At 51.3% G+C, this 15,627-nt stretch carries 11 protein-coding genes; 3 read left to right on the top strand and 8 right to left on the bottom strand.

The window, feature by feature from the left end; genetic code table 11:
- Positions 1–12: 12 nt before the first annotated feature.
- Positions 13–1,350, bottom strand: coding sequence for a nitrate/nitrite transporter (locus tag ccrud_RS05745; protein WP_066565260.1), 1,338 nt, complete (start codon positions 1,348–1,350; stop codon positions 13–15).
- Positions 1,351–1,608: 258 nt separating this feature from the next.
- Here ccrud_RS05745 and ccrud_RS05750 point away from each other — a divergent pair, with 258 nt between their 5' ends.
- The gene (locus ccrud_RS05750) at positions 1,609–2,097 is read left to right on the top strand and encodes a MogA/MoaB family molybdenum cofactor biosynthesis protein (RefSeq protein WP_066565261.1); all 489 of its coding nucleotides are present in this window, start codon (positions 1,609–1,611) and stop codon (positions 2,095–2,097) included.
- A 96-nt stretch (positions 2,098–2,193) separates the two neighbouring features.
- Here ccrud_RS05750 and ccrud_RS15800 read toward each other — a convergent pair whose 3' ends face one another.
- From ccrud_RS15800 to ccrud_RS05785, 7 genes are all read right to left on the bottom strand, one after another.
- Positions 2,194–4,065 carry an acid phosphatase gene (locus ccrud_RS15800; RefSeq protein WP_066565262.1) on the bottom strand — a complete coding sequence of 624 codons (1,872 nt, stop codon included), beginning with the start codon at positions 4,063–4,065 and terminating at the stop codon, positions 2,194–2,196.
- 259 nt (positions 4,066–4,324) lie between these two features.
- Complete coding sequence (locus ccrud_RS05760; protein ID WP_066565263.1) at positions 4,325–5,350, bottom strand: CNNM domain-containing protein; 1,026 nt, start codon at positions 5,348–5,350, stop codon at positions 4,325–4,327.
- Positions 5,351–5,352: 2 nt separating this feature from the next.
- Positions 5,353–6,759: a hemolysin family protein gene (locus tag ccrud_RS05765; protein ID WP_066565264.1), complete on the bottom strand. Its 1,407-nt coding sequence runs from the start codon at positions 6,757–6,759 to the stop codon at positions 5,353–5,355.
- A 205-nt stretch (positions 6,760–6,964) separates the two neighbouring features.
- Positions 6,965–7,525 carry a molybdenum cofactor guanylyltransferase gene (gene mobA / locus ccrud_RS05770; protein ID WP_066565265.1) on the bottom strand — a complete coding sequence of 187 codons (561 nt, stop codon included), beginning with the start codon at positions 7,523–7,525 and terminating at the stop codon, positions 6,965–6,967.
- The gene (locus ccrud_RS05775; RefSeq protein ID WP_066565266.1) at positions 7,526–8,743 is read right to left on the bottom strand and encodes a molybdopterin molybdotransferase MoeA; all 1,218 of its coding nucleotides are present in this window, start codon (positions 8,741–8,743) and stop codon (positions 7,526–7,528) included.
- Between the two features lie 23 nt (positions 8,744–8,766).
- Positions 8,767–9,936 carry a GTP 3',8-cyclase MoaA gene (moaA, locus tag ccrud_RS05780; protein ID WP_066565267.1) on the bottom strand — a complete coding sequence of 390 codons (1,170 nt, stop codon included), beginning with the start codon at positions 9,934–9,936 and terminating at the stop codon, positions 8,767–8,769.
- Positions 9,937–10,005: 69 nt separating this feature from the next.
- Positions 10,006–11,730 carry a long-chain fatty-acid--CoA ligase gene (locus ccrud_RS05785; RefSeq protein WP_066565268.1) on the bottom strand — a complete coding sequence of 575 codons (1,725 nt, stop codon included), beginning with the start codon at positions 11,728–11,730 and terminating at the stop codon, positions 10,006–10,008.
- 531 nt (positions 11,731–12,261) lie between these two features.
- Between ccrud_RS05785 and rho the strand changes: the two genes are divergently transcribed.
- The gene (gene rho / locus ccrud_RS05790; RefSeq protein WP_066565269.1) at positions 12,262–14,550 is read left to right on the top strand and encodes a transcription termination factor Rho; all 2,289 of its coding nucleotides are present in this window, start codon (positions 12,262–12,264) and stop codon (positions 14,548–14,550) included.
- On the top strand, positions 14,550–15,626 hold the full coding sequence (gene prfA / locus ccrud_RS05795; RefSeq protein ID WP_066565270.1) for a peptide chain release factor 1: 1,077 nt from the start codon (positions 14,550–14,552) through the stop codon (positions 15,624–15,626). The genes rho and prfA overlap by 1 nt, the downstream gene beginning before the upstream one ends.
- Position 15,627 lies beyond the last annotated feature (1 nt).

Here is a 15,627-nt window from a genome sequence, read left to right on the forward strand (position 1 = left end):
TAGCCTTTCGAGTTATCCCGGGAATGGAGCATTCGGGCGCGCATAGTAGATCCAGGTCAAAGCGGTAGCGATGATGAAAAACACCACGCAACCCCAGAAGAAAGCCACGGTTGGGGTGGCTGAGAGCAAGACACCGACGATGAAGGGGCCAAAAGCTCCGATTGCACCTGTCCAGCCAATGACGCCGCCAGCTTGGCGTTTCGGCAAGATCATCGGCATTTGTTTGAAGGTGCCGGCGTTGCCTAAACCGGTGAAGAAGAACAGTGCAAGCATGGACCATAAAAATGGCCAGAAATCATCGGGAGTCTGGGCTTTATTGAGGAAGACCGCAGCGGCTGCAGTGGAGATGATCATTCCGATACCACTGATAAAGGTCCAGATGGCGCCGCCAAAACGGTCACACAGTGGTCCCCATGCCGCGCGCACCAAAGCTCCGATCAATGGCCCAAGGAATGCGTAGGTAGCGCCAGCGTGGAGCATTTCTGCTGGATAAGACTCTCCCATCGGGGAAGCGATACCGAAGTTGTTGTTGATAATAAGGCCGAATTGCGCGGCGAAACCTGCGAAAGCACCGAAAGTCATCAAATACACAACGGAAAGAATCCACGTGTTCTTATTGCCAAAGATATCGATTTGCTGACGGAAGTTTGTTTTGATGGGGATGTCTTTAAGGAAGAGAAACGCCAACACAGCAGCAAGAATTGTCCATGGCACCAACACAATTGCGGCATTGTGCACAAATACTGTGGAGCCTTCCGCAGTGCGCTGTGGGCTAAGAAAACCGATGCCTAGAAGACCAAAACCCATGACCCAGGGGCCCATGAATTGGATGATGGACACACCCAAGTTGCCGATACCTGCCTGAACGCCCAGTGCAGTTCCAGATTTAGCTTTGGGGAAGAAAAAGCCGGTGGAAGGCATGTATCCAGAGAAGATACCTCCGCCGATGCCAGTAAGTGCTGCAAGGGTGAGCAACCACCAATAAGGAGTGGAAGCATCCTGAACCGCGAGAAACCAACCAAACATGGGGATGAGGAAGAGCGCTGAGGAGATGCCCACGAGTTTGCGAGTGCCGAGCAGCGCGGGAAGGAACATGTAGATCAAGCGGATTAAACCGCCAGCAAGTCCTGGGATGGAAACAAGCCAATAAAGCTGTGCGGAGGAAAGATCGAATCCGATGCGATTGAGCAGAGGAGCGATGGCGGAAACCAAATACCAAACGCAGAAACCAATAATCATGGAGAAGGTGGTGATCCACAGTGTTCGCCATGCAATTTTTGAGTCCCAATGGTCAGGATCTTCGGGATCCCACCCTTGGAGAACAACGCCTTTTGTGTTGAGTTGTGTCACGTGATGCCTCTTCGTGTGTAAGCGGAAGGGCTTTCCAACAAGCCCACCCTACGGCTGTGATAAGACTTAATTTAACAGCTCTGACCTGCGACTGTCTATTTAAATACGGAAATTCCCGTACTTAATTACGCAACACTTTTGTAGCTTAATTCGCTTTATGCAGGTAGATGAATTTGTGCTTGTATCAACATTCATAAGTTCATAAATTTATTTACACTGGAAATAGGGTATTAAATACCCCCGCCTGAGGAGGGAAAGATGCTTACACAAACAAAGAAGCTTCACGGTTGTGTCATTATCGTGTCCGATCGAATAATTTCTGGAGAGCGAACAGATAAAGCGGGCACAATTGCCACAGAACTTTTAGTAGAAGCCGGCGTTAAGCTTTCTAAGGTCACCATTGTGGAAGAAGGCTTTGAAGCAGTCCATCGCGAATTAGGTGAAGCACTGGCGCGCCGGGATCGCGTGATCGTGACAATCGGCGGAACTGGGGTGGGGCCACGTAACCGCACCCCAGAAGCCACGGAGTCCTATATCGATACGTTACTTCCAGGTCTCATGACACAGATTTTATTTTCTGGTTTATCCAATACCGCACAGGCAGGCTTGTCCCGTGGCTTAGTGGGCTTGAGCGCCCGCGATTCCAGCGCCAGCCTTATTATCAATGCACCCAGCTCGGCAGGGGGAGTGCGAGACGCGCTCAGCGTGGTCTGCCCGCTTTTAGGGGCTATTTTTGAGCGCCTTTAAAATTGCTTTTCGACGCCTCCCTTCGGCGTAGCCGCATTATAAAAAGTCCCTATGACATGGGAATATCATAGGAACTTTGAGATGTGAGATGAAAATTTAGAGGCGGAACATTTCCTTGATGGCAGGTGGGAGGCCAAACTGGGTAATAGCTCCAAAGATGAGAGCTGCAATGCCTCCAAGACTAGCTAGAATAGTGAAGATTCCACCAGTGGAGGAACCTGATTCTTTATCATCGTTAGGTGTATCGGATGTCAGTAGAACTGATCCATTTTCATAGCTGACAGAAATATTATCGATACCGTCAACGATCACATTATCGAATTCACCTGAAGTGGATGCTGCATTAAGTGCCACAAATCCGGTGGAAAGATCTGCATTATCAGGAAGAGATACCTGCAAGGTGCCGTCTAATGCTGCAGAGCCAGTAATCGAGATAGGCTGGTTTAGCTTGAGTGTTGCATCGGCTCCGATATGGAGGTTTCCAGATCCTAGGGCTTGTGGGGAAGCCGCAGCCAAAGTACCTGCATTAATGGTGGTGCCACCGGTATAGGTATTGTCTCCAGACAAAGTGAGCTCGCCGGAGCCATTCTTAGTGAGGCTTCCTGCTCCTTCAATATCATTTTGCCAATTATCGGCAGCGGAGTATCCACCAGTGGATGCATCCATGTTTACTTCAACATTGGTATCAAAGGCACTGTATCCCGCTTGTGCTGCATAAAGATTGAGACGACCCCAGCCTTCGACATCATCAAGGATAGGAAAACCAGATTCAAGTCCAGTGGAATGCAGAACCCAACGACGTTGATCGTCGTTAAGGTAGGGGAGCCTGGTCTCTAGAAGGGCTTCGGCACCTTTGGGGACGCGCATTGCTTCGGAGGTGTCACCTGATTGTTCAAAGCCAAAGGTGAGGTAAGAGGTGTATTCGGCGAGTTGTTCATCAAAATTGCGGTTATTTGGCGTGATGTCGTTTTGGTTACTCAGCCAGAGCTGGGCATCATCAAAAGCTTGAGTCTTAATCGAATCGAGGGATGGATCGTTGAGCGCACCTGCAGTAATTGCAGTGGAGAGGACACGTCCACCGATAACGTCAAGTGGGGAGTGCATACCGAGTTGGATACGGCTTTCACCGATTTCCGCAGAGGTCATGAGAAGTTCATCAAATTGTTGTGGGAATGCGTATGCAAGTCCGTTGGTCGCCATTCCTCCTGCGGATGTGTGACCAGATGGGAAGCCACCATCGCCTGAAGCTTCGGCTTCAGATTTGCGTAAAGGATAAGCGTAAACGGGCATATCTACGCCCTCGCCCCACAGTTCTGGTTCAATCGATTCGGTCCAGCGGTATGGGCGTGGATATTGGTAAAAATTCTTGGCGTTGTTACTGGTTGCAGAGTGTCCACGGATGGCTTCGATCAGATCAACTGTGGAGCCGACCTCGCCGCCAGATTCCGCCCAATTGCCATTGGCGTTACCTTCATCGCTGTGCTTAATGGTGTGTGCATCATCAGGCACTGTGCTCGGGATGGATGTTCCGACCTGAGCGGAGGTGCGGTAGCGGTCAGCGTAGGCGCCAAGTCCATCAGTTGCGGTGTAGTTCTGGTTGCGACGATCAATTACCCAGGCTCGTTCTTGTTCTGCATCGGTTGCCTGGCGAGAAATAGCGATGGATTGTGCAATGTTGGAATCTAACACGGAGGCATTGAGCTTAGTGCCAGTATTCCATTCCGAACCTGGAGTCCACAGTGTGAGCATCTCACTTAAGACACCTACGGCTGCATTATGTGATGGAGTGAGGTCAGTAGGCACATTGGTATGCCAAGCATCGACATAAAATCCGTAATCTGCTACATGTGGGACGATTGCACTGGAATCAAGGAGCATTGGTTCTTGAGCGGTTGCCAGTGGGGTGCTGATTGTAGCTGCCAGTGGGGTGCAGAGGAGGAGTCCAAGTAATCGGGGAGAGGTGCGCATTTTTCTTTCAATGTGACATGGCTTCACAATGTGCCTGTTGAGTTTTTAGATAGGCTAAGAGATAAGGCCAAATTAATGGGGGAAAGAACTCTTAAAATCAGGTTCAGCTGATTAAATTAAGCGCACGAGATGTCTAGAAAGTTAATTTGGAAAGTCTTGTTAATTAACTTGTGAATTTTGCACAACCACAACGTGCATGTCCATGAGACAAGGCGGGATATCAATAACCTTGATATCCCGCCTTTTAATCATTGATTGCTTAAGCCGTAGCGGGCCACATGTATCCCAGCAAAATATCCCAGGAAATCACACCGAGGACCGCACTACTACCACCCTCAGTAGAGATAACCGCAGCAATCTGTTCACTATGTTGGCGCATCATATCCAAGGTTTCCTGCAGGGTAGTATCCGCAGAAATACTCAGGATTGGCCGTGACCATTGGATGGCTTGTTCATCTTCAGCAGCAGCCAAGGTGTCGCGGACGTGCACAACGTGAGGGATTGCGCCGGAGGGGACGTCGATAAGCACGCGCAATTGACCGGAGCGCTTAGCTGCGGCCTGTACCTCAGCAACTGTGGCGCTGGTGCTTACTGTGATGGGCGCAGTATCAGTATGTGCGAGAGCTTCGCCAACAGTGGTTTTCTCCAACTTGATAATGCCACTGATTTGAGCGGCGGATTGTTGATCCAACGCACCGGTTGATCGGGAATGTTCCACCAACGTAAACAGCGTATCGGCATCGTATCCACCTGCTGCAGCTCGATCAACTGGAGTTTCACCAGTTTTGCGCACCAACGCATTAGCCATTTTATTAATCCACTGTAATAAGGGACGCAAAAGATTAATAAACCCACGCGCAGGCAAAGCAATAGCGCGCAGAGCGGTCTCCGGATGCGCAATTGCCCACGATTTAGGCGCCATTTCACCAATGACCAAGTGCAAGAAGGTCACAATAAACAAGGACAAAATAAATGCAATGATGTCAGCGGCAAGCAGCGGGATATGAGCCCACTCAAAAAGCGGCATTAGCGCATGGTGCACCCAGGGTTTCGTCACTGCACCCAGTGCGAAAGTAACTACAGTGATGCCCAATTGTGCACCAGCGAGCATGAGCGTGAGTTCATTGAGACTACGTAGAGCTGCGCGGGAAGATCGGGAGGTTTCTACAGTTTCTTCCAAACGATTTCGCCGTGCAGCAAGCAAAGCGAATTCAATGATGACAAAGAATGCGGATAAAACAATAAGCAGAACAGTGACGGGGAGAACGATATACCATTCATTCATCTTTAACGGGTCTCCTCTGGCTCAACCGAATTACCATCTGTGTGCGCAGCAGGTTCGCTTAATTCTGTTAATTGCAGTGCCAACTTGGTGGGTACATTTTTCTCAACATCCAAGACGGTGATCTGCACAATGCGCTGTTTAAGGGCAGCATTATCGATGTAGTCTTCAGGCTCCAGGTCTAAGACAATCTCAAAGACCTCACCTTCTTCAACTAATTTGTTCGCATGATCAAAAAGCAATCCGGATATTGTTTCAAAATCACCGTCGGGCAGGGCGTAGCGAATAGCGCGTTCCACCTCGTCCAATGGAGTATCGCCATCGATGAGCCATTCATCAGTTCCGGTAAGCGTGATTTTTTCTGAAGAAGTAAAATCATGCTCGTCATTAACGTCACCGAGGATTTCTTCTGCTAAATCTTCCATGGTTACGATGCCGATAAAGCCACCGTATTCATCAATCACACAGGCCAGTTGTTCACCTTTACTGTCTAGTTCTGCAACCACCTCAGGTAGTGCCATAAATTCTGGTACGACTACTGGTTGTCGCATGAGCTGGGTAACTGGTGCATCATGTGCAATATCCGTGCCAAGGATATCCAACAGGTGAATCACACCAATGGGCACATGCTCATCATCGACAATGGGATAGCGGGTGTGTGCCCCGGCCATGAGTGCTCGAATCTGCGCAATGGTGGTTTCCGGGCTCACCACATCCGCGCGAGAACGCGGGGTCATAGCATGACCGACATCATGCGTGGGGAAATCGAGGAGGCGATCAAGGGACAACGATGTTGAATCCCGTAAATAGCCACTATCTCTCGAAGAAGCAACAATATGGGGGAGATCTTGGGTGGTAGCAGAAGAATCAATATCTTCCACTGGCTCAATGCGGACAAGTTTTAGCAAGGCATTAGAGGAGAGATCGAAAAATCGAATTAACCAGCCAGTGATTTTGAGATACCACGTAGTAGACGGCGCTAGTGCCAGAGCAGACTTCAACGGGGCTGCAATGGTGTAGTTCTTCGGAAAAAGCTCGCCGAAAATCATTTGGATAACTGTAGATAAAGCCAATGCAAGAAGTGTGCCCACCGTAATGGAGACCGCTGGCGGAATACCGACTCCACCCAACAACACACCAAGCGCATTTCCCACCAGCGGTTCAGCAACAAAGCCAACTAATAGGCCTGTTACGGTGATACCCAATTGTGCCCCAGAGAGCATAAATGACGTGCGAGTGGTGATCTGAAGTGCACGTTTGGCTTTCTTATCGCCAGAATCTGCTAGTTGTCGCAGTTCATTGCGATCAACAGACATATAGGCAAATTCTTGGGCAACGAAATATCCATTGAGGACGATGATCACCCCAATGATCAACAATCCAGCAATTAAAGTTAGTACAGCTGTTAACAAGGTTTCACCTGACTCAACACAAATAAAATATCAGTGTGGACAGGCCAAATAGATCGTGCTGGAGGCTCCATACGGAGTCTAAACCTCATTCATAAAAGTCTGTGGTGGCTTCCTAGATTTTTGTACTCTGGGAAGATTCCATGACATGGAATGTGATTGAGTGTACTAAAAATCCGCACTCTGTAGCATCAAAGATATGCTCCTGCTAAGCGTTAGGGACTGTCACTTCTCCCAAAACCTGCAGCTCAGCTACGGTGTCATAGTCTTTTTCAGAGCCATTTCCCGGAACTTCAATTAATTGTGTTGCTTGTTGAATAAGCGCTTTTGCCGGTCGATTTCGCGTCCTGCCCAGATTCGCTAACGCAGCTTCCAAACTGGTGCTGCGCCACAGAGCGCACAGTGGTTGCATCCAGCCATCGAGGCCAAGGGTGACTGCTGCATCGGCCTGCCCAATAGCCGTGGCCAGATGAGGCAACATCGCAGCAGAATGGGGAGCATCCACAGCCAGTACTGCAGTGTATTCATGTGTTGTAGCAAAGGTTGAAAAACCAACCTCAATCCCTGCAACCGGGCCACCGAGTGGAGGGTTTTCACACACAGTGATGTGTCCAGGAATGGCAGCGGGGGAGACCACAACAACCTCATCCGCTGGGTCTAGCTGAGACACTAAAATATCCAATAGTGTGCGACCATTCACGGATACGGCTGCTTTGTTCACACCACCCATACGTTTGCCCTCGCCACCAGCAAGAATGATGATATTCATTTAAATTCTCCCCAATACGACATGGCATAACCCGCCTTCGGGAACTGACTCGCCAGAGACCAGAGCAATACCGGCGCAGCCAGCTAACGCACCAACCATATGTGAACGATGGGCTACCGAATGCGCAGTCTGTGTGGCCCAGTCGATCTCTACAGGAATCGCCAACACGGTGCCCTCCCGAGCGGGGAGCGCCCGGGGAGTGCGCAGCTGCACTGCTGGCAGTTCGCTCATCCAGTCCACCCGCTTCGCTCCACCCAACCTATTAATTACGGGTATAATAAATAGCCTGAAACTCACCCATGCTGCTACTGGATTACCTGGCAGGCAGACAACCTTTGTGCCCTTCCACCTTCCATGTCCTTGCGGCTTTCCAGGCTGCATGGCAACGGGGAAGAACTCAAACCCGCCAGCTTGTGCGCCCAAGGCTTTCACCACATCGAATGCGCCTGCAGAAATTCCGCCAACGGTAATGATCAGGTCAGATTCCTTAGCTGATTGATCAAAAACTTCTGCGAGCGCTCCTACATCATCATGTGTATGCATGCATCGTGGATTTTGGATGCCTAAGCGCTGGAGTTCTGCCATGAGCATCGGCCCATTGGAATTAGGGATGCCCCACTTGTTGCTCGTGGCTAATTCATCACCAGTGGTAATCACCGTGACTCGCGGGCAGGGATGCGCTGAAACCTCAGATACACCCACTGAAATTAACGTGGCCACTGTGCCAGCATCCAGTGGAGTTTGAGCAGAAACCGCACTATCGCCAATGTGAAGGTGTTCGCCTTCGATGCGGATATTATCGCGCCCACCAGGGTGCTGATTAATCGTGATCTCATCTGGCAGGCTGTGATCAGCTGGCGCATTGGTCAATTCCACAGGAATCACGGTGAGTGCTGCAGAGGAAAGAGGAACGGGTCCACCAGTCATGACTCGGATGGCTTGACCAAGGCTTATGCTTTGGGGTGCAGCACCAGCGGGAGTGTCTCCAACTACTGGGAAGGTCCAGGGGGCACCATTCCCCTGCAGATCCGTAGTGAGCACAGCAAATCCATCGACCGCAGAATTATCGAATTTTGGGATAGGAAGTGCTGCCTGAATATCTTCTGCCACATGGCTCAAGGGATTACTGTCAAGAACAGGAGTTACCACTGGCGTGAGCGGACCAACACTGTCCATCAAATCACTCAAATATTGATCAATGTCACGCTTGTGCGCCACAGAAAACTCCTTTAAAGAACTGGTTAACCACCAATAGCAGACATTGGACGATCTGGCTGCAAAAAGCCTTCATCATCAATCCCGTGCCCAGGCTTTTTCTCCCACATAGCACCAGCCCATAGCTCAGCTAGTTCCACATCTGTGGCGCCCTCACGCATCGCATCGCGCAGAGGAGTCTCCGTGCGCGAAAACAGGCAATTCCTGATCGTGCCATCCGTGGTTAAACGAGAACGATCACAATCACCACAAAACGGATGAGTCACCGAAGCAATGATGCCCACCTGGCCAGAGATCGTTGGATCAGATTTATCTACGGCATTCCACAACGCGGCCGGCGCCGCCCCACGAGGTTCTTTAGCCGGGCTGAGCTCAAAGCGTTGTGCTAACCGCGCCAAAATATCTTCAGCGGTCACCATATCGCCACGTTTCCACTGCTCACGCGGACCAAGTGGCATCTGTTCAATAAAACGCAACTGCGCGCCCTTAGCAATGCAATACGCAGCTAAAGGCACAATATCTACCTCATTGACCCCCGGCATCACTACCGCATTGATCTTCACCGGATGCAGATCAGCGGTAACTGCAGCATTTATGGATTTCAACACGCCGGACAAACGATCGCGCCGGGTTAATGCCAGATAGCGTTCCGGATCAATGGTGTCGAGGGAAATATTGACTCGATCAAGCCCGGCTGCTTTTAACGCTGCGATCCGTTTGTCTAAACCAAGCCCGTTAGTGGTCAACGCAATACGTACTTTTTCGCCTTCATCAGTGCGAAGAGCAGCGGTGCCCGCGATGATGTCTTCTAAATTTTTCCGCAACAGCGGCTCACCACCAGTGAAACGAATTTGACGAATGCCCAGCTGTTCCACCGCAATGCGGATGAGACGTAGCACCTCGGCGTCGTTAAGCGTGTGCTCGGTGGGCAACCACTCTAGCCCTTCCTCGGGCATGCAATAAGTGCAGCGCAGATTGCACTTGTCCGTAAGTGATACCCGCAGGTCGCGGGCGATGCGCCCAAAGCGATCAACAAGCACGCGCTGCCCGTCTGCCTGCGCAGCGGGAAGGTCTTCAGGTACCTGGCGCGGCAGATAAGCATCATGTTTGATGCTTGGGGAAACACTTTTCGACGCATCCCCCCGCTCGTGTGGGGACTTAGGCTGCATCGGCTGAAGATAGAGGCGAGTAGTCATCATCTTCCTGCCCATCCTAGAAAGCGCTGTGGAATAAAGCCAATAAAACCCGGAAAAAAATAACTTCAGTTATTTCTCACCTGGACCTTTAAGTTTAATTACCTCGAAATCGCCATTACGCAGGTGTTCGCGCAGATCCTTTTTGTCGTATTTACCCACCGAAGTTTTATCGATCTCATCCACAAAAGTCCAGTACTCAGGCAACATCCAATTCGGAAGGCGATCACGCAGCTGATTGCGCACACGTTCCGCAGTTTCCCGGCTACGTTCAACACCTGGATACAGCAAGGTGACCGCAAGTGGACGTTCCACCCATTTATCATCAGGGAAACCAATAACAGCACATTCCACAACATCTTCTGTGGCAACGATGAGGTTTTCCAGCTGGCTGGAATAGATCCACTCACCACCTGAGCGAATGACATCTCGTGCACGATCCTGGATGGTCAAGAAACCATCACTGGTCACAGAGCCCACATCGCCGGTACGCAACCAACCATCTGCAGTGAACAGTTCATCTTGTGCATCAACATCCGTGTCACGGAAAGTGGAGGCCAACCCGCCTTCCTGTTCCGCCTCGGAATGGAAATAACTTGCGGTCACCCACGGGCCACGAACCTGAATTTCGCCTTCATTTCGGTCCGTAGAAGCCATAACTTGGCCGTCATTAACAATGCGGTACTGCAATGATGCGGGGAAACGTCCCTGTGAAACGCGGTAACTCCACCTCGTTTCACCTGATACACCTGATGGTGGGCGAGATACCGTGCCTACAGTGGAGGTTTCTGTCATGCCCCAGACATGCACCACATCCACGCCGTAGCGCTGTTCCCACATGGTGATCACGATTGGTGGAACCGCGGAACCACCCACGTACAGCTCACGCAGGGACATTCTTTCCGGAGGATTTTTCAAATAATGAACCATCAGCTGAATCCACAACGTCGGCACACCGTGAGCAACACGGGGGAGTGTGGTGGAAATAATTTTAGCCAATGTTGGTGCCGAAAGGTCTGGACCAGGCAGGACCAAGGGAGTACCCGACATGAAAGCCGCGATGGGAACACCCCAGCTGAGCACGTGATAAATAGGAACACAGCACAGGAAAGTCTCACCATGTTCCACAGCCAAAGAATCCGTAGTGCGCAGGCTCAAAGATTGCAGATAAAGCGAACGGTGTGAATAGACCACACCTTTTGGTGGTCCTGAGGTGCCAGTGGAATAGCAAATGGCAGCTGCAGTGCGCTCATCTTGGACAGGCCACTGATAAACAGTGGAACGACCATCTAACAGCGCTTCATAGGAGTAGAGCTGAACCGTTTCTGGCATATACGTTGCCGCGTGGGAAAAATCATTTGGCCCAATAAACACCACGGCACGAACCTTGGGAGCACCTTTGAGTACCTCGCCTAATTGTTCTGCCATGCGCGGATCTGCAATAACCACTTCAGCTTCTGAGTGGTTCAAAATAAACGTAATCTGATCATTCATCAGCTGCTTATTGAGGGGATTAAATACTGCACCCATGCATGCCACAGCAAACATAGCCTCCATATGCTCGGCGCAGTTATAGAGCATTGATGCCACCCGCTGATCGCCAGTGATGCCGAGAGAGTCATGCAAAGCATGGGCGAAAGCTGCAGCTCTAGCACCTAAAGCGCTAAAAGATAGCTGAGTCTGTTCGGGGCTGTCTGAACTACCCCACGTGGTGATTAACGTGTCACCGTGAACAGTGGAGCCATATTCAAGGATTCTGGAAAGTGATAGCGGAACGTCCTGCATCGTGCTGAGCATGCAATCAACAATAGCGGGGGTATGCGACATATAGCCGGTGTGTCGCAAACACAGGAGAAAAGTCTGGATTTTGAGGAGAGTTTTAGGGAGGGGGAATGAGACAGATAGCAACACTATGCGCTAGAATTATCGACCAAGGCTGGGATCAACTTCCCGGTGCGCATGAATCCCCAGGAAAACGTACAAATTAACGTGCAGCGAAACCATTTAACTTTTCGCATGACTGGGAATTTCTTAAAGGGGCACCCGGAGGGTGTGAAACTTAAAAATCTCTTTTAATTTTTAAGGTCATTTCCTCAGTCTGGAAGAAAACACACTAATACGCAAGTCTATGCATATCAGATGCGTGGCCTTCCTAATTGTGTCATCCTGCGCGAGATCGCTTTAATGTGCGTAACTAATTCGCATGTGCGACCACCAGTAGAGATGCCACGTTCAATTACACAGAAGCCGCGTTCAGCCATTTTATCCGTGCATATGGCACTGGGTATAGCACCACAGCTTGGTCTGAACTGCAATGAAAGGAAATCTGTGACAACCACAGACAACACCGCAGCGAATCAGGGCGAACTGACCGCTCTTCGACTGCCGGATCTGCGCAAAATTGCTGCTGACCTTGGACTCAAGGGCACTTCAGCATTGCGTAAAGGCGATCTGATCAGCGCTATTTCTGCAGCCCGTTCCGGGAAACCTACCGCCGCTGCGAAAAACACTTCTCCACGAAAGGCTGCTCCTGCATCTGCAGCACAGCCTTCTGCACCGGTTGAGCCAGCACAGGCTGCTCCCGCACAAACTTCCGCTGTTCCGGTTTCTGCATCACAGACGGAAGCTCCCGCAGCACCAGCTCGCCGTGGTCGTCGCCGTGTGACCACTGCTGCAACCACTCCTGAAGCTGCTGCACCCGCGCAGTCAGTACCAAGCCAGCAGTCAGAGACTCCTGCTGCAGCTCCAGAGGCAGCACCTGCACAAGAAGCACCTCAGGGCGATGATCAGGATGATCGCTTCGAGTCTCGTTCCGCAGCTCGTCGCGCACGCCGTAACCGCCAGCGCCAGATCCACCGCGATGGCGATGGTCAAGCAACTGAGAACGTAGAAGCAACACAGATTCCAGCTTCTGCTGAGGCTGTTGCTGAAAAGCCAGCTGAGCAGGCTTCCACACCAGTAGAAGCAGCAGAGCGCAGTCAGGACAACTCTCAGGATTCAAGCGATAACAGCACTGAAACCCGTGAGTACAATGGCGACAACAACCGCCATAACAACCGCCGTGAGCGGGGCAACCGTCGCAACAACCGTAATTACCGCGACAATCGTGAAAATCGTGAGAACAACGATTCCACCGAAAACGCTGCTCAGGTAAGCACTGTTGATTCAGATAACAATGCAGAAAATAACACTGCACAGTCTGAAGACAACAATGACGATCGTCGTTCACGCTATGACCGTAACGATCGCAACAACCGCAACACCCGGAACAACGATCGCAACGATCGTGACAACGACAACAATGACGATAACGATGATCGTCGTGGACGCCGTGGTCGCCGTAACCGTCGTGGACGCAATGATCGTGATCAGCAGGATAACCGCAACAATCGCGATAACCAGGACCACAATGAGGGCGAAAACACCACCTCACATGAGGATCAGCTGCAGCCTGTAGCGGGCATCCTAGACATCGTGGACCACAACGTCGCATTTGTGCGCACCACTGGTTACCACGCGGCACCTTCTGACGTCTTTGTCAGCAACCAGCTGATTCGTCGCATGGGTCTTCGTTCCGGAGACGCTATTGAAGGTCAGATCCGTATGAACCAGGGTGGTGGCAACCACAACAACCATGGTCGCAACCGCCAGAAGTACAACAACCTGGTGCGCGTGGAAGTAGTCAACGGACTTCCAGCTGCGGAAACCCGCAACCGTCCTGAGTTCGGCAAGCTGACTCCTCTGTACCCGAACCAGCGTCTGCGTTTGGAAACTGAGCAGCGCATTTTAACCACCCGCGTCATTGACTTGATCATGCCTATTGGTAAGGGCCAGCGCGCGCTGATCGTTTCCCCACCAAAGGCCGGCAAGACCACCATCTTGCAAAACATTGCCAATGCAATCTCCACCAATAACCCAGAGTGCTACCTCATGGTTGTCTTGGTTGACGAGCGTCCAGAAGAAGTGACCGATATGCAGCGCTCCGTGCGTGGCGAGGTTATTTCCTCTACCTTTGACCGTCCACCATCAGAGCACACTGCAGTGGCAGAGCTGGCGATTGAGCGTGCAAAGCGCCTGGTAGAGCAGGGGCAAGACGTTGTTGTCCTGCTTGACTCCATCACTCGTTTGGGCCGTGCTTATAACAACAGCTCACCAGCATCGGGACGTATTCTTTCCGGTGGTGTGGATTCCAATGCGCTTTACCCTCCAAAGCGTTTCTTGGGTGCTGCTCGCAATATCGAAAACGGTGGTTCTTTGACCATCATCGCAACCGCAATGGTAGAAACCGGTTCTGCTGGCGATACCGTGATCTTCGAAGAGTTCAAGGGCACTGGCAACGCGGAGCTGAAGCTGGATCGTAAGATCTCTGAGCGTCGTGTATTCCCAGCTGTGGATGTGAATCCTTCCGGCACGCGTAAGGATGAGCTGCTGCTTAACCCTGACGAAGCTCGCATCATGCATAAGCTGCGTCGTATTCTGTCCGCACTTGATAACCAGCAGGCTATTGATCTGTTGCTCAAGCAGCTGAAGAAGACCAAGTCCAATGCAGAGTTCCTCATGCAGGTTGCGTCTAGCGCGCCAATGGCTGGGGCTGACAAAGAAGAGGATTACTCCTAATGGCATCGCAGGTATCTGCAGTTGACGATATTTTGTCGGAGTACCACGGCCTGGAGCAGCAAATGGCTGATCCAGAGTTGCACAATGATGTGGCAGCTGCACGACGAGTAGGTAAGCGCTACTCCGAGCTGCAGCCAATCATTAATGTGCACCGTGAGCTCGTTGCTGCTCAAGAAGATCTTGAGGCAGCTCGTGAAATGGCACATGAAGACCATGAGTTCCAAGCTGAGGCAGAACGCCTTGAGGTGGAAGTTGTGGAGTTGGAAGAAAAGCTTGCTGATCTTCTTGCACCTCGCGATCCTCATGATGGCGAAGACATCGTGATGGAGATCAAGGCTGGTGCAGGTGGCGACGAAGCTGCTCTGTTCGCTGGTGATCTGCTGCGCATGTACCAGAAGTTTGCGGATAAGCACGGTTTTGTTATCGAGGTTTTGGACTCTGCGGAATCAGATCTTGGTGGCGTGAAAGACATCACCTTGTCTATCCGTTCCAAGAAGCCTTCCCTGGATGGCGCGTGGAGCCAGTTCAAGTTTGAAGGTGGCGTGCACCGCGTGCAGCGTGTGCCAGTGACTGAATCTCAGGGACGTATCCAGACTTCTGCAGCTGGTGTTTTGGTCTACCCAGAGCCAGATGAGGTCGAGGATGTGGAGATCGATGAGAAGGAAATTCGCGTCGATGTTTACCGTTCTTCCGGTAAGGGCGGTCAGGGTGTTAACACCACTGACTCCGCTGTGCGTATTACTCACTTGCCAACTGGTTTGGTAGTGACCTGTCAGAAAGAACGCTCTCAGATCCAGAACCGCGCTCGCGCGATGCAGGTGCTGGCAGCTCGTTTGCAGGCGATGAAGGAAGAGGAAGCAGCTGCTGAGGCTGCAACTGGTCGTGCTGCGCAGATCCGCACCATGGACCGCTCTGAGCGCATCCGTACCTACAACTGGCCGGAAAACCGCATCAGCGATCACCGCATTGGTTTCAAGGCTAATAATCTTGATTCTGTTCTCGATGGCGAGTTGGACGATTTGTTCACCGCACTGCAGGCCGCTGAGCGTGCAGAACGTCTCGAGGCCGAGGGCTAAA

The sequence above is a fragment of the Corynebacterium crudilactis genome, assembly GCF_001643015.1.
Lineage (GTDB): Bacteria > Actinomycetota > Actinomycetes > Mycobacteriales > Mycobacteriaceae > Corynebacterium > Corynebacterium crudilactis.

What these genes read in the sequence shown, in the direction of transcription:
- ccrud_RS05760 (WP_066565263.1), bottom strand. Translation starts at nt 5,350, where the DNA reads ATGAATGAATGGTATATCGTTCTCCCCGTCACTGTTCTGCTTATTGTT.
- mobA (WP_066565265.1), bottom strand. Translation starts at nt 7,525, where the DNA reads ATGAATATCATCATTCTTGCTGGTGGCGAGGGCAAACGTATGGGTGGT.
- ccrud_RS05750 (WP_066565261.1), top strand. Translation starts at nt 1,609, where the DNA reads ATGCTTACACAAACAAAGAAGCTTCACGGTTGTGTCATTATCGTGTCC.
- moaA (WP_066565267.1), bottom strand. Translation starts at nt 9,936, where the DNA reads ATGACTACTCGCCTCTATCTTCAGCCGATGCAGCCTAAGTCCCCACAC.
- ccrud_RS05785 (WP_066565268.1), bottom strand. Translation starts at nt 11,730, where the DNA reads ATGCTCAGCACGATGCAGGACGTTCCGCTATCACTTTCCAGAATCCTT.
- prfA (WP_066565270.1), top strand. Translation starts at nt 14,550, where the DNA reads ATGGCATCGCAGGTATCTGCAGTTGACGATATTTTGTCGGAGTACCAC.
- ccrud_RS15800 (WP_066565262.1), bottom strand. Translation starts at nt 4,065, where the DNA reads ATGCGCACCTCTCCCCGATTACTTGGACTCCTCCTCTGCACCCCACTG.